Annotated in this window: 15 protein-coding genes; 8 read left to right on the plus strand and 7 right to left on the minus strand. The window is 74.9% G+C overall.

Features of this window, described 5'->3' with window-relative positions:
• Positions 1 to 2: 2 nt before the first annotated feature.
• A complete protein-coding gene (locus ABWI07_RS21295) occupies positions 3 to 959 on the minus strand; it encodes an ATP-binding cassette domain-containing protein (protein ID WP_235037322.1) in 957 nt (318 codons plus the stop codon).
• 93 nt (positions 960 to 1,052) lie between these two features.
• On the opposite strand from ABWI07_RS21295, the gene ABWI07_RS21300 reads away from it, so the two are divergent.
• On the plus strand, positions 1,053 to 1,802 hold the full coding sequence (locus ABWI07_RS21300) for a TetR/AcrR family transcriptional regulator (RefSeq protein ID WP_353819589.1): 750 nt from the start codon (positions 1,053 to 1,055) through the stop codon (positions 1,800 to 1,802).
• Here ABWI07_RS21300 and hrpB read toward each other — a convergent pair.
• Positions 1,789 to 4,281 carry an ATP-dependent helicase HrpB gene (gene hrpB / locus ABWI07_RS21305; protein ID WP_353819590.1) on the minus strand — a complete coding sequence of 831 codons (2,493 nt, stop codon included), beginning with the start codon at positions 4,279 to 4,281 and terminating at the stop codon, positions 1,789 to 1,791. The genes ABWI07_RS21300 and hrpB overlap by 14 nt on opposite strands.
• A gap of 288 nt (positions 4,282 to 4,569) precedes the next feature.
• Here hrpB and ABWI07_RS21310 point away from each other — a divergent pair, with 288 nt between their 5' ends.
• Positions 4,570 to 5,337: an NERD domain-containing protein gene (locus ABWI07_RS21310; RefSeq protein ID WP_353819591.1), complete on the plus strand. Its 768-nt coding sequence runs from the start codon at positions 4,570 to 4,572 to the stop codon at positions 5,335 to 5,337.
• Between the two features lie 54 nt (positions 5,338 to 5,391).
• Here the strand turns inward: ABWI07_RS21310 and ABWI07_RS21315 are convergent, their stop codons facing one another.
• Together ABWI07_RS21315 and ABWI07_RS21320 are read right to left on the minus strand one after the other, a co-directional pair.
• A complete protein-coding gene (locus ABWI07_RS21315; protein WP_149263876.1) occupies positions 5,392 to 5,799 on the minus strand; it encodes a hypothetical protein in 408 nt (135 codons plus the stop codon).
• Positions 5,800 to 6,022: 223 nt separating this feature from the next.
• The gene (locus ABWI07_RS21320) at positions 6,023 to 6,388 is read right to left on the minus strand and encodes a hypothetical protein (protein WP_353819592.1); all 366 of its coding nucleotides are present in this window, start codon (positions 6,386 to 6,388) and stop codon (positions 6,023 to 6,025) included.
• Positions 6,389 to 6,498: 110 nt separating this feature from the next.
• On the opposite strand from ABWI07_RS21320, the gene ABWI07_RS21325 reads away from it, so the two are divergent.
• Positions 6,499 to 7,221 (plus strand): histidine phosphatase family protein, encoded by a 723-nt coding sequence (locus ABWI07_RS21325; protein ID WP_353819593.1) that lies wholly within the window; start codon positions 6,499 to 6,501, stop codon positions 7,219 to 7,221.
• Here the strand turns inward: ABWI07_RS21325 and ABWI07_RS21330 are convergent.
• Entirely contained in the window at positions 7,205 to 8,698 is a 1,494-nt protein-coding gene (locus ABWI07_RS21330) for a GAF domain-containing protein (protein WP_149263797.1), read from the minus strand. The genes ABWI07_RS21325 and ABWI07_RS21330 overlap by 17 nt on opposite strands.
• Positions 8,699 to 9,177: 479 nt before the next feature.
• Here ABWI07_RS21330 and ABWI07_RS21335 point away from each other — a divergent pair, with 479 nt between their 5' ends.
• The 5 genes from ABWI07_RS21335 to ABWI07_RS21355 all read left to right on the plus strand — a co-directional run bounded on the left by ABWI07_RS21335 (position 9,178) and on the right by ABWI07_RS21355 (position 14,879).
• Complete coding sequence (locus ABWI07_RS21335; RefSeq protein WP_149263796.1) at positions 9,178 to 9,741, plus strand: hypothetical protein; 564 nt, start codon at positions 9,178 to 9,180, stop codon at positions 9,739 to 9,741.
• A gap of 84 nt (positions 9,742 to 9,825) precedes the next feature.
• Positions 9,826 to 10,884, plus strand: coding sequence for a threonine aldolase family protein (locus ABWI07_RS21340; protein ID WP_149263795.1), 1,059 nt, complete (start codon positions 9,826 to 9,828; stop codon positions 10,882 to 10,884).
• Between the two features lie 98 nt (positions 10,885 to 10,982).
• Complete coding sequence (locus ABWI07_RS21345) at positions 10,983 to 12,176, plus strand: thiolase C-terminal domain-containing protein (protein WP_353819594.1); 1,194 nt, start codon at positions 10,983 to 10,985, stop codon at positions 12,174 to 12,176.
• 156 nt (positions 12,177 to 12,332) lie between these two features.
• Positions 12,333 to 13,253: an oxygenase MpaB family protein gene (locus ABWI07_RS21350; RefSeq protein WP_353819595.1), complete on the plus strand. Its 921-nt coding sequence runs from the start codon at positions 12,333 to 12,335 to the stop codon at positions 13,251 to 13,253.
• A 579-nt stretch (positions 13,254 to 13,832) separates the two neighbouring features.
• The gene (locus ABWI07_RS21355; protein WP_353819596.1) at positions 13,833 to 14,879 is read left to right on the plus strand and encodes a lysylphosphatidylglycerol synthase transmembrane domain-containing protein; all 1,047 of its coding nucleotides are present in this window, start codon (positions 13,833 to 13,835) and stop codon (positions 14,877 to 14,879) included.
• Between the two features lie 18 nt (positions 14,880 to 14,897).
• Here ABWI07_RS21355 and ABWI07_RS21360 read toward each other — a convergent pair whose 3' ends face one another.
• Both ABWI07_RS21360 and ABWI07_RS21365 read right to left on the minus strand, forming a co-directional pair.
• Complete coding sequence (locus ABWI07_RS21360; protein WP_149263791.1) at positions 14,898 to 15,707, minus strand: amidohydrolase family protein; 810 nt, start codon at positions 15,705 to 15,707, stop codon at positions 14,898 to 14,900.
• Positions 15,697 to 16,269, minus strand: coding sequence for a TetR/AcrR family transcriptional regulator (locus tag ABWI07_RS21365; RefSeq protein WP_149263790.1), 573 nt, complete (start codon positions 16,267 to 16,269; stop codon positions 15,697 to 15,699). The genes ABWI07_RS21360 and ABWI07_RS21365 overlap by 11 nt, the downstream gene beginning before the upstream one ends.
• Positions 16,270 to 16,451 lie beyond the last annotated feature (182 nt).

A 16,451-nucleotide genomic window follows, 5' to 3' on the forward strand; every position in this document is an offset into this window, starting at 1 on the left:
ACTCACAGGGCCACCTCCTTCTTCTCCGTAAGGCTCAGGAACACCTCGTCCAGCGTGGGACGGCGGAGGCCGATGTCGGCGACGGCGACGCCCGCCTCGTCCAGGGCCCGGACGGCCTCGGTCAGCGCGGCCGCCCGGCCCGCCACCGGCGCCCCGACGCGCAGGGCCTCGGCGTCGACGTCCACCTCGCCGGTCGCGACCCGGCCGACGATCTCGGCGGCGGCGGCCAGCGCTCCGGGGTCGTCCACGACGACCTCGACGCGGTCGCCGCCGAGCCGGGCCTTGAGCGCGTCGGGGGTCCCCTCCGCGATGACGCGGCCCTGGTCGATCACCGAGACGCCGGAGGCGAGCCGGTCGGCCTCCTCCAGGTACTGGGTGGTGAGCAGGACGGTGGTGCCGCCGTCCACCAGGTCGCGGATCGCGTCCCACACCTCGCCCCGGCTGCGCGGGTCCAGGCCGGTGGTCGGCTCGTCCAGGAACAGCACGGGCGGCGCGAGGATCATGGACGCGGCCAGGTCGAGGCGCCGCCGCATGCCCCCGGAGTACTCGCCCGCGGGCTTGGCGGCGGCGTCGGTGAGCCGGAACCGCTCCAGCAGCTCGTCCGCCCGCAGCCGCGCCCGCCTGGCGCCGAGGTGGTGGAGGCGGCCGAACATGACGAGGTTCTGCCGGCCGCCGAGCACCTCGTCGACCGCGGCGTGCTGCCCGACGAGCCCGATGCGGCGCCGCACCTCGACCGCCTCGCGCACCACGTCGTGCCCGGCGACGCGGGCGGTGCCGGCGTCCGGCCGCGCGAGCGTGGTCAGGATGCGGACGGCGGTGGTCTTGCCCGCGCCGTTCGGGCCGAGCAGGCCGTGCACGGTCCCGGCGGGGACGCGCAGGTCCAGCCCGGCGAGGGCCTCGGTGCCGCCGTAGCGCTTGCGCAGCCCCTCGGCGACGACCGCGAACCGTGGTTCCGTCACCCGTCCTCCAAAACTATGTACGCAGTACGGATTTACCATCGCGGCCAATATAACGTACGCAGTACAGAGTTTCATCCCTGAGAGGATCGGCCGGTGACCGAGTACAGCGGGGCGGGCGACCCGAAGCGCACCCTGGAGCTGCTGTGGGGCGTGCGGGAGCGCCCGCGGCGCGGGCCCAAGCCGCGCCTGACCGCGGAGGAGATCGTCCGGACGGCGATCCGGCTGGCCGACGCCGAGGGCCTGGACGGTCCGTCCATCCGCCGCATCGCCGAGGAGCTGGGCGTCTCCCCCATGTCGATCTACACCTACGTCCCGGGCAAGGCGGAGCTGATCGACGTCATGGTCGACCGCGCGTTCGGCGAGCTGACGCCGCCGGACCAGGGCTCCTGGCGCGACCGCCTGGAGCACATCGCCCGCGACAACTGGGCGCTGTTCCACCGGCACCCGTGGCTGCTGGAGATCACCAAGGCGCGGCCGCCGCTCGGCCCGAACACGTGCGCCAAGTACGAGTACGAGCTGCGCGCCGTGGACGGCCTCGGTCTCAGCGACCTGGAGATGGACTCGGTCGTCGCGCTCGTGACCGGCTTCGCCGAGAGCGCCGCCCGCGTGTCGGTCGACGCCGCCGAGGCCGAGCGCCGCAGCGGGATCACCGACGAGCAGTGGTGGGAGGCGAGCGCCCCCCTGCTGGAGGCGCTCGTGAACGAGGACGACTACCCGCTCGGCACCCGGGTCGGCGCCGCCACCGGGCGCGAGTACAACGCCGCCATCGCGCCCGGCCGCGCCTTCGAGTTCGGCCTCGCCCGCGTCCTGGACGGCATCGAGGTGCTGGTCAGTTCCCGCTAGCCCGCTTGGTCCGCTTCGTCGGCACGGCCTCCGCCGGGTCCTCGGGCCACGGGTGCTTCGGGTACCGGCCGCGCAGCTCGGCCCGGACCGCCCGGTACCCCTCGCGCCAGAACGAGGCCAGGTCGGCGGTGACCGCCGCCGGGCGCCCCGCCGGCGACAGCAGGTGCACCACCAGGGGAACCCGCCCGCCGGCGAGCCGCGGCGCCGCGTCCCACCCGAACAGCTCCTGCAGCTTCACGGCGAGGACGGGCCGCTCTCCGGAGTAGTCGACCCGGATCCGCGACCCGGACGGCACCTCCACCCGCTCGGGCGCGTACTCGTCCAGCCGCTTCGCCAGGTCCCACGGCAGCAGCCCGCGCAGCACGCCCGCGACGTCGACCCTCGCCAGGTCGGCCCGCCGCCGCGCGCCGGCCAGCCACTCCGGCGCCCGTTCCAGCAGCGCCGCGTCGCCGACGTCCGGCCAGGGCTCCCCGAGGGCCCCGTGCAGGAAGGCCAGCCGCTCCCGCAGCGCGACGGCCGCCGGCGTCCAGCGCAGCAGCCCAAGGCCCTCTGCGCGCACCCCCTCCAGCAGGGCGGCGCGCACGAGCCCGGGGTCCGGGTCGCGCAGCGGGCGGGCCTCCAGCTCGATCGCGCCGAGGCGCTCGACACGGCGCGCGACCACGTCGCCCTCGCGCCACCCGACCTCCTCGGCGGTCCCGACCAGCGCCGCCGCCGCGGACCGCGCGACCTCCTCGTCGATCACCACGGCCTGCCGGACCCGCGCCGACGCCGACCCGGCGGGGCGGTCGGCCGCCGCGACCGCGAGCCAGCCGGGCCGCGCCCCGGCCAGCGCCGACCCGTCCGCGAGCTCGGCCCCCGTGCCGGACGCCATCAGGTAGCCGCTCCCCCGCCGCCGCGCCACCCGCTCCGGGAACGCCAGCGCCACCACGGTCCCCGCCGCGTGGTCGTCGCTCCGGGACGGCGGGGCCCCGGCCCGCGCGGGGAGCGACCGCTGGAGGCGGGCCGCCTCGTCGCGCCAGCGCGCGGCGTGCGGGTCGGCGGGGCGGCTCCGGCCGCGCAGGGCGCGCCAGACGGCGGTGAGGTCGTCGCCTGCCGAGCGGGGCGGCGGTTCGGAGAGCAGCGCGACGATCTGGGCCGCGTCGCGCGCGCCGACCAGGGGCGCGCCGTCGAGCAGGGCGCGGGCGAGCCGGGGGTGCAGGCCGACGCCCGCCAGGCGGCGGCCGCGGTCGGTGGCCCGGCCCTCGCGGAGGGCGCCGAGGGCGCCGAGGGTGCCGCGGGCGGCGTCCATCGCGGCGGGCGGGGGCGGGTCCAGGAGGGCGAGGCCGGTCGCGTCGGGATCGCCCCAGCAGGCCGCCTGGAGCGCGAAGCCGGTGAGGTCGGCCAGCTCGATCTCGGGGCGGGGACGGGCCGGGAGGCGGTCGTGCTCGGCCTGCGTCCAGCACCGGTAGACGGTGCCGGGGGCCTCGCGTCCGGCGCGTCCGGCGCGCTGGTCGGCGGTGGCGCGGGACGCGCGGACGGTGGTGAGCGAGCCGAGGCCGCGGGCGTGGTCGGTGCGGGGCTCGCGGGCGAGGCCGCAGTCCACGACCGCGCGGACGCCGGGGACGGTGAGGCTCGACTCGGCGACCGAGGTGGCGAGGACGATCCGGCGGCGCGGCGAGGGCGCGAGCACCTCGTCCTGCACCCGTCCCGGCGCCTGGCCGTGGATCTGCAGGACCTCGGCGGGCGCGCCGGCCAGCAGCCCGGCGACGCGGGCGATCTCCCCGACCCCCGGCAGGAAGCACAGGACGTCGCCGTCGCGTTCGGCGAGGGCCCGGCGGGCGGTCGCGGCGACGTGGGCGAGCAGCGCGGGGTCGACGCGCATGCCGTGCGGCGGCGGGACGGGGCGCGGCGGCGGCGCCCAGACCGTCTCGACCGGGTGCAGCGCCGCCGCGGTCTCCACGACGGGGGCGCCGCCGAGGAGCCGCGCCCACGGGCCGGTGTCGGCGGTGGCGGACGCGGCGACCAGCCGCAGGTCGGGGCGCAGGGCGGCGCGGACGTCGAGCATGAAGGCCAGCGCGGTGTCGGCGTCCAGGTGCCGTTCGTGGCACTCGTCCAGGATCACCGTGCCGACGCCGTCGAGTTCGGGGTCGGACTGGAGGCGCTGGAGCACGACGCCCGTGGTGACGACGTCCACGCGGGTGCCGGGGCGGGACTCGCCGCGGACGGTGACGCCGATCCGGCCGCCGACGCGCTCGCCGAGGAGCCACGCCATGCGGCGGGCGGCGGCGCGGGCGGCGAGGCGGCGGGGCTCCAGGACCAGGACCTTGCCGGGGGCGGGCGGCGCGCCGAGGGCGAGCCCCGCGAGGGCGAGGGGGACGAGCGTGGTCTTCCCGGTGCCGGGAGGCGCCGCCAGCACCGCCGCGCCGCCCTCGTCCAGGGCCGCGCGCAGGGCGGGGACGGCGTGGCGGACGGGGAGGCCTTCGGCGGCGCTGAGGTGCATCGTCCCAGTCTGCCGCCCCGCCCCGCACTCCCGGAAATCAATTGCAGCGAAAAGGGCCTTGAATGTTGCGGTGATAGTTGCACCGCGCCTTTCAATCAATCTCAGGGGGCACTTTACCAGCCTTCCCACGAATCGGTGCGGCCAATCACATGCGAACGAGCAGGTGAGCAATGCCCCAGGCCCAAGAAGTGGCGTGGCAGTTTGATTTAAGTCACCTCGCAAAGTGTGGCGGGAATGCCGGGCCGTCCCCATACTGGTGGCGTCGTGGCAGGTGCTGGAAGGACGGACATGTTCGGCAGCTCCATCTACCTCAGGGACCGTCCCGCTTTCACCGGCGGTTCGCCGCAGGCGGTGTACGAGGAACTCTGGCAGCGAGGCCGAAAAGGCCGGTTGCGGACGCGCGCCTTTCTGGCGGCGGCGACGCTTGTGTTGTGCGGGATGCTCATCAACGCCGTTTTCGGAATCGTGATGGCCGTCCTGGTTGCGGCCGCGGACACGCTCGTCCATTGGCGCATTTACAACTCGTCGCGGGTGTGGCGGCTCGGACTGCGCGGCGTGGAGCGCATGGACCGCTTTCTCCGCTACACATTGGAACGGCGCGGCCACCGCGTGCTGCATTCCCGCACCGTCCCCGGGCACGGGGTCGCCGACGAGCTGGTGGTCGGACCCGGCGGGGTGTGGCTCGTGCACAACGAGGCCTGGTCGCCCGGGGCCGAGGTGTCGCAGCACGGCGGCCGGCTGTTCATCGACGGCCGGACGCAGTCCAAGCTCGTCGGCGCGCTGACCGCGCGGGCCGAGGCCGCCGCCGCGGCGATCACCCGCGTCGCCGGGACGCCGGTGACGGTCACGCCGGTGCTGGCCGTGCACGGCGGCAAGCTCGCCCGGACCCCGTTCACCGCCGACGGCATCGTGTTCGCGCCGCCCCTGAAGCTGATCCGCTGGATGCGCCGCAACCCGACCGCAGACCGCTCCTCCGAGGAGATCGAGGCGCTCGCCCAGGCCGTCGTGCGCGCCCTGCCGATCGGTTCCCGCAGTTCGATCCAGGCCGCCGCGTGACCGGTCCCCGCACGGGAGGACGGCATGACCACCAGACACCTGTGGCCGGAGGGCTCACACGCCGCCGTCCACAGGGCGCCCACCGCCCGCGGGGGTTCCGCCACCTCTGCGGGCGGTGTGGCGCAGCCACAGCAGGCCCACGACCGGCAGCACCAGGGGCACGAAGCCGTAGCCGCGCCCGTACATGGACCAGACGGTCTCGTCGGGGAACGCGGCGGGGTCGGCGACGCTGAGCGTGCCCACGGCGAGCACGCCCGCCAGTTCCGTGGAGCAGGCGGCGACGGCGATCCGGAACGACGTCCGGCCGCCACGGGCCAGGGCCACCGTCGCCAGGACGTAGACGGCCGCGGCGAACGCCGACAGCAGGTAGGCGACCGGCGCGTCGGAGAACGCGGTGGCGATCTGCACGCCCGCCCGCGCGCCGGCCGCGAGCGCGAAGATCGCGTAGACGGCGACCAGCAGCCGTCCCGGCCCGCCGGCGGCGCCGCCGGGACGGGCACCGCCGCCCGTGCGGGCCTCGGCGCCGGCGCGGGCGCCGTCGTCCGCGCGGGCCGGCGACCCCTGGTCCGCCCCCGCCCCGGGGACGGTCTCGCGGACGGCCTCGGTCTCGCGGACGGCTTCGGTCTCCCTGACGGGCTGGGTCTCCCTGACGGGCTGGGTCTCCCTGACGGGCTCGCGTTCGGGTTCAGGCACCGGTGCCGCTCCACAGCTGGTTCATCCGCACGATCATGACGGCGACGGCCACCCCGGCCACGACGAGCACGCCGGGCCCCCACCGGGAGCGCTCCAGCAGCCCCCACCCGGCGCCGGCGGCGGGGATCAGCAGCGATCCCAGCAGGTAGCCGACGAAGGTGGCGGGGCCGTCCGGCCCCTCGCCGCCGGAGAGCTTGACGAAGGCGACCACGGCCTGGACGACCAGCAGCACTTCCAGGACGCCGAACGCGGCGAGGTCGCCGGCGCCCATCGCCCGGCCGCGCAGCGCCGTCACGAGGGCGTACCCGGCGGCCAGGAGCGCCACCACGACGACCACGGTGGACAGCACGTTCGTCACGGCACCAAAGAGTACTACCGGCTGTAGAGCACCGCGACGGCGCGGGCGCCCGCGGCGGTCGAAGGGCGGCGCCGCGGGCCCTGGGCCGGGGGCCGCTGAGGCGTGGGAGCATGGCCTGCGTGAACGCGCTGCAATGGCTGACCCTGACCCGGCACGGAGAGAGCACCGGCAACGTCGCCCACCAGGCGGTTCTCGGCACCGACGCCGAGGAGGTCGGCATCCCCGAGCGGGACGCCGACATCCCGCTGTCGGACACGGGGCGGGCCCAGGCGGCGGCGCTCGGCCGCTGGCTGGAGGCGCTGCCGGACGACGAGCGCCCGACGGCGGTGATCTCCTCCCCGTACGTGCGGTCCCTCGACACCGCCAGGATCGCGCTGGCCGAGACGTCCTTCGCCGCCCGGATCCAGATCGACGAGCGGGTCCGCGACCGCGAGCTGGGCGTCCTGCAGGGGCTCACCGCCCGCGGCGTCCGGAACCGGTTCCCCGAGGAGGCCGAGCGGCTGCGGCACCTCGGCAAGTTCTACCACCGGCCGCCCGGCGGCGAGTCGTGGGCCGACCTGGCGCTGCGGCTGCGCAGCTTCTACCGCGACCTGCAGAGCGCCGCCCCCGGCGGACGGGCCCTGGTCGTCGCCCATGACGCGATCGTCGTGCTGACCCGCTACCTGGTGGAGGAGCTGACCGAGCAGGAGATCATGGAGATCGAGAAGGAGCCGATCGCCAACGCGTCGGTCACCCGGTGGCGCCACGACGGGTCCGGGCTCGCGCCCGTCTGCTACAACGACCGCACCCACCTGGCCGCCGCCCCGGTGCCGCCCCCTACGGCTCCCCGCTGAGCAGCCGGGCGCTGCGCGACGCCACGGCCGCCTGCCGCGGATCCGCCGGCGGCAGGACGCCCCGCAGCCGCTCCAGCGCCTCCAGGTCGGCGCGGCCCGGCTCGGTCTGCGCGTACGCCCACAGCACGTCGGGGTCGCCCTGGTCGAGGACCTGCCGGCGGACCCGCACCGCCAGCTCGTCGCGCTCGGCGCGGACGGCCGGCGCGTCCGAGCGCGGCAGCAGCTCGCCCGCGTACAGCCGCACGGCGCCGGCGACGTCCCCCTCGTCCAGCAGCCGCCGGACGGCGAGGAAGTCGGCGTCCACCGCGCAGCCGAGCCGGTAGGGGCGGGCGCGGACGACGCCGCCGAACTGATGGCGCAGCCGGTGGATCTCGGGGCGGACGGTCGCGGCGCTGCCGTCCTCGCCGTACAGGTGCAGCGAGAGCCGGTCGCCGCTCAGCCCCCGCGGGTGCAGCGCCAGCAGCGCGATGATCTCGGCGTGCCGCAGCGTCAGGTCGAACCGCCGCCCGTCCAGCAGCGCGTACGGCGGCCCGTCGCCGAGCAGCACCAGCGAAAGCAGCGGCGCCGCCCCCGCCGCGGGCCCGGCCGCGAGGCCCCGCCCGGACGGGGCGTCCGCGTCGACCATGCCGCGGGCCCCCGGCACCCGCAGCAGGAACGCCTCCCCCAGCGGCTCGGCGACGGCGGTGCGGCCGTCCGGCAGCACGACCGTCCCGCCGGGCTCGGGGACGGCCACGCGCCGGCCGACCAGCGCGCCCTCGGGCGCGGCGAGGATGCGGCCGGTGGCGGTGGCGAGGACGCCGGTGCCGCGCAGCCCCCGCAGGTGCGGCAGGAGCCGCTCGCGCAGCCGCTCGTCGCGCCGCAGCATGTCGTTCTCCATCCGCGCCTCGGCCAGCCGCGCCGCGGCGGCGACGAGCGCGACGGTCGCGGGGTGCAGCGCCCGCGCCGTCGCGCTGACGTCGATGCAGCCGACCACGCGCCCCGAGTCGGGGTCGCTGATCGGCGCGCCGGCGCACGACCAGCTGTGCAGGACGTGCGCGACATGCTCGGCGGCGTACACGTACTCGGGCCGCCCGGAGGCGAGCGCGGTGCCGATGCCGTTGGTCCCGACCGTGTCCTCCGACCAGCGGAAGCCGGCGGTCAGCCCGATCGCGTCGGCGGCGCGGCGGGCGGAGGCCGGGCCCTGCGTCCACAGCACGTGGCCCTCGGCGTCGGTGATGACCATCAGGTGCTCGGTCTCGTCGGCGACCCGCCGCAGCAGCGCCTGGAGCATCGGCAGGTGCGGTTCGAGGGCATGGGCCGCGCGGGCCCCGGCGAGGGCGTCCCGGTCGAACACCAGGGGTGCCGACGCCATGCCCGCGTCGACCCCCGCGTCCGCGGAGCGCCGCCACGACTCGGCGATCGGCGGCCGGACGGTCACCGGCTCGCGCACCACCACCAGCCCTTTCTCCCGCAGAGGAACCCGACTCGCTTCGAGCATCGGTCCACGGTCGGGGCGGCGCAACCGGTTCACCGGATCCCGCATGACCGGATCTCCGCACGTTCCGTGACCGGATGATCGCAACGTGCGTGCAACGTAGGAGCGCCTACCGTGAGCGGCGCCGGGGAGTCGAAGGACCATCCGGTGGGTTCGCCGTCCCGCACGCGTCCGGGGGGAATGCGTGCGGGACGGCCCGCTCCGCCGGCGCTACGGGGAGGCCGCACGACCATGCTCTGCCTGACATGCCACCGCGTCCGCCCGGCCCTGAGCCGGTCGGACTACACCGCCGAACGCGCCTGGCTCATCGTGCGCCAGGGGCTGTGCGCCTGCGGCGTGACGCCTGGCCGGACGTGGCCGCCGCCGGTCGTCCGGGAGCCGGCGACATCCCCGAAATAAACCGCCGGCTTCACAAAATGTTCATGGTCGTTTCGCCTAAAGTTTAAGGAGATTCCACCGCCCCGGCCCCGGAAGGGAGCGCCATGACCGTGATCCCGGGTCTCGTCCGCCGCGCCGCCGCCGAGGCGGAGCGCCATCTGCGCGCGGGCGCCGGGGTGCTCGTCAGAGCCGGGCGGGATCTGGAGCGGTCGGCCGAGCTGGTCCGGCTGCTGCCCGCCTTCATGGAGCGCGTCCTGATCCTAGAGCAGGCGGTCCGCGACCAGGACGCCGAGCTGCGCGCGGTCCGCACCGAGCTCGACTCGCTGGTCCGGCAGCTCAACGACCGGCTGCTGCCGCGCCTCGACGAGCGCATGGACGACACCGAGCGCGACCTGGCCGCCGTCGCCACCAGCCTGATCCGGACCGGCCGCGAGACCGCGGGCAACCGCACCCGGCTGGAGGCCGCCGAGCGGCGCGTCGCCGACCTGCGCACCAAGCTCGCCGCTCTGGAGCAGCGGACCGGGCTGTGGCGCGACCTGCAGTCCACCGTCAGCAGGTTCGGCGACGACCTCGACGCGATGCGCGCCCGGATGGCGCTGCGCACCGCCGAGCCGCCGGCCGAGGCCGCGCCCGCCCCGGTGCAGAACCTCACCGACCGCCCGGCATAGCGCCCGCCGGCCTGGGCCTCCGATCGGCGCAGGCGGGAACGGGCGCGGAAAGGCGCATCACCGGACGTCCGGGAGAATGGGCGCATGACTCAGCCGTCCGAACCCCGTCCGTCCGCCGCGCGCGGTTTCGCCAGCGACAACCAGGCGAGCGTCCACCCGGAGGTCCTCGCGGCCCTGGCCGAGGTCAACGCCGGGCACCAGCCCGCGTACGGCGACGACGCCGTCACCGGCCGCCTCCGCGAGGTCGTCCGCCGCCACTTCGGCGAGCAGGCCGAGGTGTTCCCCGTGTTCAACGGGACGGGCGCGAACGTGGTGTCGCTGCAGGCGATGTCGGAGCGGTGGAGCGCGGTGGTGTGCCCCGAGTCGGCGCACATCAACACCGACGAGTGCGGCGCGTCCGAGAAGATCGCTGGGCTGAAGCTGGTCACGGTGCCGGCTCCGGACGGCAAGCTCACCCCCGGCCTGGTCGACCGGTACGCGACGGGCTTCGGGAACGTCCAGCGGCGGGAGCCGGCCGTCGTGTCGATCACCCAGAGCACGGAGCTCGGCACCGTCTACACCGCGGACGAGACGGCGGCCGTCGCGGCGGCGGCGCACGAGCGCGGCCTGTCGGTCCACATGGACGGCGCCCGCATCGCCAACGCCGCCGCGTCCCTCGGCCTGCCGCTGCGCGCCCTCACCACCGACGCCGGCGTGGACGTGCTGTCGTTCGGCGGCACCAAGAACGGGCTGCTGCTCGGCGAGGCGATCGTCGTCCTGAACCCGGGCGCCGTGCGCGGGCTGGCGTACCTGCGCAAGTCGAGCATGCAGCTGGCGTCCAAGATGCGGTACGTGTCGGCGCAGCTCATCGCGCTGCTGGACGGCGACCTGTGGCTGCGCAACGCCTCCCACGCCAACGCGATGGCCCGCCGCCTGGAGAGCGCCGCCCGCGCGGTCCCCGGCGTCGAGATCACCCAGGCGGTGCAGGCCAACACGGTGTTCGCGCTGATGCCGAAGGACGCGGCCGAGCGGCTGCGCAAGCGGTTCCCCTTCTACACCTGGGACGAGGCGACCGGCGAGGTCCGCTGGGTCTGCTCCTTCGACACCACCGAGGACGACGTCGACGCGTTCGCCGCCGCGCTCGCCGAGGAGATGGCGGCCTGACCGGCCGGGCGTCCCGAACATCGGGAGCGCCCCCGCCCGCCGGGCGGCCCGCGGGTTATGGTGTGACCGAACAGGATTCGGTTACAGGAGGCGACCCGATGGCCAACCGCACCTTCGTCGTCGGCGTGGGCATGACCAAGTTCGAGAAGCCCGGCTCCCGCGACTGGGAGTACCCCGACATGGCCAAGGAGGCCGTCGGCAAGGCCCTGGAGGACGCGGGCGTCGGCTACGGCGCCGTCGAGATGGCCTACGCCGGCTCGATGTACGGATCGATGGGCCAGCGCGCCCTCTACGAGACCGGCATGACCGGCATCCCGGTCATGACCGTGATGAACGCGTGCGCGACGGGGTCCAGCGCGCTGTTCCTCGCCCGCCAGGCCGTCCGCGGCGGTCTGGCCGACTGCGCGCTCGCGCTCGGCATGGAGAAGATGAAGAAGGGCTCGCTCGGCGCCGGCATGGGCGAGTCCAAGGTCACCATCATCGACCACCACCTGCGGTCCATGACCGCGGGCCGCGAGTGGGAGCTGGACAAGGCGCCCATGCCGCAGATGTTCGGCAACGCCGGCCGCGAGCACATGGAGAAGTACGGCTCCACCCCCGACCACTACGCCTGGATCGGCTGGAAGAACCACAAGCACTCGGTCAACAACCCCTACGCGCAGTTCCAGACCGAGTACTCCCTCGACGACGTCAAGAACGCCACGATGATCTTCGACCCGCTGACCAAGCTCCAGTGCTCGCCCACCTCCGACGGCGCCGCCGCCGCGCTCGTCGTCAGCGAGCGGTTCCTGGACCAGCACGACCTGTGGGACCAGGCCGTCGAGATCGCGGGCCACCACATCGCGAGCGACACCCAGGAGAGCTTCGCCGACCACTCCTCCATCCAGGTCGTCGGGTTCGGCGTCTCCCGGCGCGCCGCCGAGAAGGCGATGGACGAGGCGCAGGTGTCCATCGACGACGTCGACGTCATCGAGCTGCACGACTGCTTCAGCGCCAACGAGCTCATCACCTACGAGGCGCTCGGCATGGCCGAGGTCGGCGAGGGCCACAAGCTCGTCGACGACGAGGCCACCACCTACGGCGGCAAGTGGGTCGTCAACCCCTCCGGCGGCCTCATCTCCAAGGGCCACCCCCTCGGCGCCACCGGCCTCGCCCAGTGCGCCGAGCTGACCTGGCAGCTGCGCGGCAAGGCCGGAGCCCGCCAGGTGGACGGCGCCCGCGTCGCCCTCCAGCACAACATCGGCCTCGGCAGCGCCTGCGCCGTCGCCGTCTACAAGCCGGCGACCGCCTGACCGCGGGCCGCGGGCCGGCACGGCCCGCGGCGGTCGACGTCGTGGACCGGCGGAGCGCGCCCCCAGGCGCGTTCCGCCGACCGGTCGTGCGACAAAGATTGACTTCTGTCTCACGGCGGCTACGGTGGAAGTAAGTAGTTGCTGGCAGGAGGTGCGATGCCCGTCCCGTCCTCGCCCCCGACGGTCGCCACCGCCGCCGCCCGCAGGCCCGCCCGCACGGCCGCCCGCGCCCCGCTCGGCCCCGGCACGCTCCTCTGGCGCCACGCCGCCGACCTGCGCTCCCTGCTCCCCGGCGCCGCCGCCGGCCTGATGCAGCTCATGCACCCCGGCATCGGCGCCGGCGTCACCGAGCACTCCGCGTTCTTCGACGCGCCGTTCGACCGGATCCACCGGTCCGTCCCGCAGATATGGGCGACGATCCTCGCCCCGGACGGGACCGCCCGCGCCCGCACCATCCGCGACCTGCACCGCGCCATCGGCGGCGTCGACGAGCGCGCCCGCCGCTACCACGCCCTCGAACCCGAGACGTTCTGGTGGGCGCACGCCACGTTCACCTGGGAGATCTTCAAGGCCGCCGAGACCTTCCACCCCGGCACCCTCACCGCCGAGGACCACGAGCAGATGTACGCCGAGACCGTCACCTGGTACTCCCGCTACGGCGTCAGCATGCGGCCCGTCCCCGCCGACTACGCCGCCTTCCAGTCCAAGTTCTGGCACGTCTGCACGCGGACCCTCGAACTCACCCCGGCCGCCGCCCGCGCCCTGGAGATCGCCAAGCACGGCTCCGACACCGTGACGCTGCTGCCCGTCGGCGGCGCCCGGCTCGACCGCGCCGGACGCCTCGTGATCGAGCGCCCGCTCCGCCTGATCACCTTCGGCTGCCTGCCGCAGGTCGTCCGGGACCGCTTCGACATCCCCTGGTCCCCCCTCGACCAGGCCCGGTTCGCCGCGCTCGCCCTGGCCAACCGGCAGGGCTACCGCATGATGCCCACCGGGCTCAACCACTGGGCCCTGCGCAGCATGCTGCGCTACATCGGCGCCCAGACCCGCCAGAACCGCTACCAGCCGGCCGCCTGAGCCGCCCCGCGGACCGCCCGGCGCACTCCCCGCCCAGCGGATCACCGCACTCAGCCTCCGCCCAGCGCACCGAGGTCGACTCTCGACGCCCGGCGCCCCAGCGCTCGGGCGCACGCGCCCCCCGCAAGATCAGTCAGTCTGGGGCGTCGTCGGGCCAGCGACCCGCGTCCTGCAAGATCGCCTTGTACACGTTCCACCGGGGGGAGGTACGCCCGTAACTCCAGTGTGCACTGTCAGCGCCGGGAATAGTGACGTGGATGTGCTTCGTACCAGCGTCGTACCAGACCCCGTGTTCGACGTAGACGGTGTGCTTGCCCCTACTGGGAAGGCGCGTCTTCGGCGGCATATCGGCAGTGTGGGGCCGATGCCGTTGCCGGTCCAGACCCGCGACTACAACAGGCCCTGGAAACGCGCGCTGCTGAATAGGGGCGTCCTCCGCTACCTCGGCCGCGACCCGGGCTGGACCGCCTGAACGAACCCGCGTGACCTGCGGGCCCGCGGCCCGCAGGTCACGCAACGTTCTTGTCGAGGGGGCCGGGAGGTCGCATACGCTTCAGGCGAGTAGCCGAACACTGAGGTGTGGAGACGATCGCCGCCGGCGCCGACCCCGCGGCGTCCGCCAAGCTTCCCGACCTTGGCGCCGACGCCCTGACGCTGTCCATCACCCAGCGGATCCACCGGGCCCGCTGGGCGGTCGCCGGGCTCCTTGCGGCCCTGCTCGCCGCGGTCGTGCTGGCGACCGCCGGCCCGCTGCGGCCGGCCCTCGCGGCGCTCGGCCACATGCGCTGGGGGTTCCTGCCGGCCCTGGTCCTGCTGTCCCTGCTGCACTACGTCTGCTCCGCGGTCGCGCTGCGCGGCGCGGCGGGCCGCCCGCTGCCGCTGGTCAGCACGACGATGACGCAGTTCACCGCGTCGGCCGCCAACCGCGTGACGCCGGGCGGCCTCGGCGCCGCCGCCGTCAACACCCGCTACCTCGTCTGCCGCGGCCTGACGCTGCCCCGCGCGGCCGTCGCCGTGGCGGTCCTGCAGGTGGCCGGCGTCCCCGCCGACCTGCTGCTGATGGCCGCCGTCCTCGGGCTCGGCGCCGTCCTCGCCCCGGGCGGCGGCAACGACCGGATGCTGGACGCCCTCGGCCACCACGCCTCCCGGGCCGCCGACCTCGTGCCGCCCGTCCCGCTGCTCATCGCCGGCGGGGTGCTGCTGCCGGCGGCCGCGCTGTGGGGGCGCCGCGCGGTCCGCTCCACCGCGGCCCGCCGCGCCGCGGCGGGGCTCGCCGACCTGTGCCGCCGCCCGCGCGACCTGGCGGTCACGCTCGGCGCGTCCGCGGGGACCACGTTCGTGCTCGGCGTCGCGTTCGCCCTCAGCGTCCTCGCCATCCCCGGCACGGCCGTCGGGCCGGCCGACGCGCCGGCCCTCCTCGCCGCGTACCTGGTGGGGGCCGCTGCGGGCTCGGCCATCCCGACGCCGGGCGGCGTCGGCTCCACCGAGGCCGCCCTCGTCGCCGCGCTCGCCGCCCTCGGCGTCGCCGCCGGCCCGGCCCTGCACGCCGTCCTGCTGTTCCGGGCGGTCACGTTCTGGGCGCCGGTCCCCCTCGGGCTCCTCGCCTGCCGGACGCTCCGGCGGTGACCTTTACGTTGTAGATCATTAAAGGCGGAAGACCTTGCGGGCGTTGCCCGCGAGGAACGCCTCGCGGGCAACGTCGCCGAGGCCGAGCTCGTCCAGGCCCTTGAGCGCCCGCTCGGCGGTCAGCATCGGGTAGTTGGTGCCGAACATGACCTTGTGGTGCCGGTCCTGGGCCATGTAGCGGACGAGTTCCGGCGGGTACCTGCGCACCGTGTAGGCGGACGTGTCGATGTAGACGTTCGGGTGCTTGCGGCACACCGCGACCATCTCCTCCGTCCAGGGGTAGCCGATGTGCCCGCCCACGATGACGAGTTCGGGGAAGTCGAGCGCCACCTGGTCGACGTACGGGATCGGCCGGCCCGTCTCGCTCGGACGCAGGGGGCCCGTGTGACCGACCTGCGTGCAGAAGGGGACGCCCAGCTCCACGCATTCGGCGAACAGGGGGTAGAAGCGCCGGTCGGTGGGCGGAACCTCCCACAGCCACGGCACCACGCGCAGCCCCTTGAAGCCCAGGTCCCGGACGCACCGCCTCAGCTCCCGCACGGCCTCCATGGGTTTGCGCAGGTCGACCGAGGCGATTCCGGCGAGCCGGCCGGGAGCCTGCCGGACGAACGACGCGACCTCGTCGTTGCTCACGAGGTCGCCCTCCGGCCCGTACCAGGCGCTGATCAGGCCGACGTCCACTCCCCCGGCGTCCATCGCGGCGACCGTCGCACCGACCGGGATCTCCTCCGTCGGCGGCTTCTGGCCCGTCCACCTCCAGAGCGAGTCGAGCATCTCGTGCCGCAGGAACCGCACCGTTCCGTGCTGCATCCAGGCGTCAACCACCATCGGGACCTCCCACCGACCGCCATGCGGCCTCACTCAGCGACTCGACCTGCCGGCCGTCCGGTTCGGGGCTCTGGCCGTTCAGCCAGAGCCGGCACAGTTCCTGCGCGGGGCCGAGCCAGAGGACGAACGCGGTCACCGCGTCCACGTCCAGCAGCGCGCCGTGCCGCGCCTGCACCCGCCACCAGCTGCGCACCTCGCGGAAGAACGCGCCGTTGCGCTCGGCCAGCGCCTCGCTCCCGGCGGGGCGTTCCGTGAACATGAACCGGGCCCGGCCAGGGTGCTCCCTGCACCACCGCACGTGGAAGGCCACGACCGAGGCCACCGCCTCCCGCGCGCCGTCATGGGCCTTCAGCTCGGCGAGGAAGGCGTCCTGGTACATCGCGATGCTCTCGACGAACAGCGCCTCCGCCACCTGCTCCTTGCCCGCGAAGTGGTGGTAGAAGCTGCCCACGCTCACCCCGCTCGCCGCCCTGAGCCCGCTCAGCGTCGTCCCAGCGACCCCGTCGCGCCCGAACAGCTCCAGCGCCGCCCGCAGGATCCGCTCCCGTCCGGCCTCCTTCATAGAACATTATTCTGGCACACTAGAAGAATGTTCTGTACGGCGGCGTCGGGGCCCCTGCTAGCCTCATGACCATGTCCAGCCCCGAGTCCGACAGACGCTGACTCCCGGGCGGCTCCCCTGCGTGCGGGCCGCCTGAGGCGGGCTGCCTTCGCCCTCTGATTTGAGGGATCTCCTTTCTCCGC

It is taken from the genome of Actinomadura sp. NPDC000600, from assembly GCF_040492135.1.
GTDB lineage: Bacteria > Actinomycetota > Actinomycetes > Streptosporangiales > Streptosporangiaceae > Spirillospora.

Bases quoted from the DNA above. Each gene is read 5' to 3' on its own strand.
- hrpB (WP_353819590.1), bottom strand. From the start codon at position 4,281: ATGCACCTCAGCGCCGCCGAAGGCCTCCCCGTCCGCCACGCCGTCCCC.
- ABWI07_RS21325 (WP_353819593.1), top strand. From the start codon at position 6,499: ATGGCCTGCGTGAACGCGCTGCAATGGCTGACCCTGACCCGGCACGGA.
- ABWI07_RS21335 (WP_149263796.1), top strand. From the start codon at position 9,178: ATGACCGTGATCCCGGGTCTCGTCCGCCGCGCCGCCGCCGAGGCGGAG.
- ABWI07_RS21330 (WP_149263797.1), bottom strand. From the start codon at position 8,698: ATGCTCGAAGCGAGTCGGGTTCCTCTGCGGGAGAAAGGGCTGGTGGTG.
- ABWI07_RS21365 (WP_149263790.1), bottom strand. From the start codon at position 16,269: ATGAAGGAGGCCGGACGGGAGCGGATCCTGCGGGCGGCGCTGGAGCTG.
- ABWI07_RS21350 (WP_353819595.1), top strand. From the start codon at position 12,333: ATGCCCGTCCCGTCCTCGCCCCCGACGGTCGCCACCGCCGCCGCCCGC.
- ABWI07_RS21340 (WP_149263795.1), top strand. From the start codon at position 9,826: ATGACTCAGCCGTCCGAACCCCGTCCGTCCGCCGCGCGCGGTTTCGCC.
- ABWI07_RS21345 (WP_353819594.1), top strand. From the start codon at position 10,983: ATGGCCAACCGCACCTTCGTCGTCGGCGTGGGCATGACCAAGTTCGAG.
- ABWI07_RS21360 (WP_149263791.1), bottom strand. From the start codon at position 15,707: ATGGTGGTTGACGCCTGGATGCAGCACGGAACGGTGCGGTTCCTGCGG.
- ABWI07_RS21310 (WP_353819591.1), top strand. From the start codon at position 4,570: ATGTTCGGCAGCTCCATCTACCTCAGGGACCGTCCCGCTTTCACCGGC.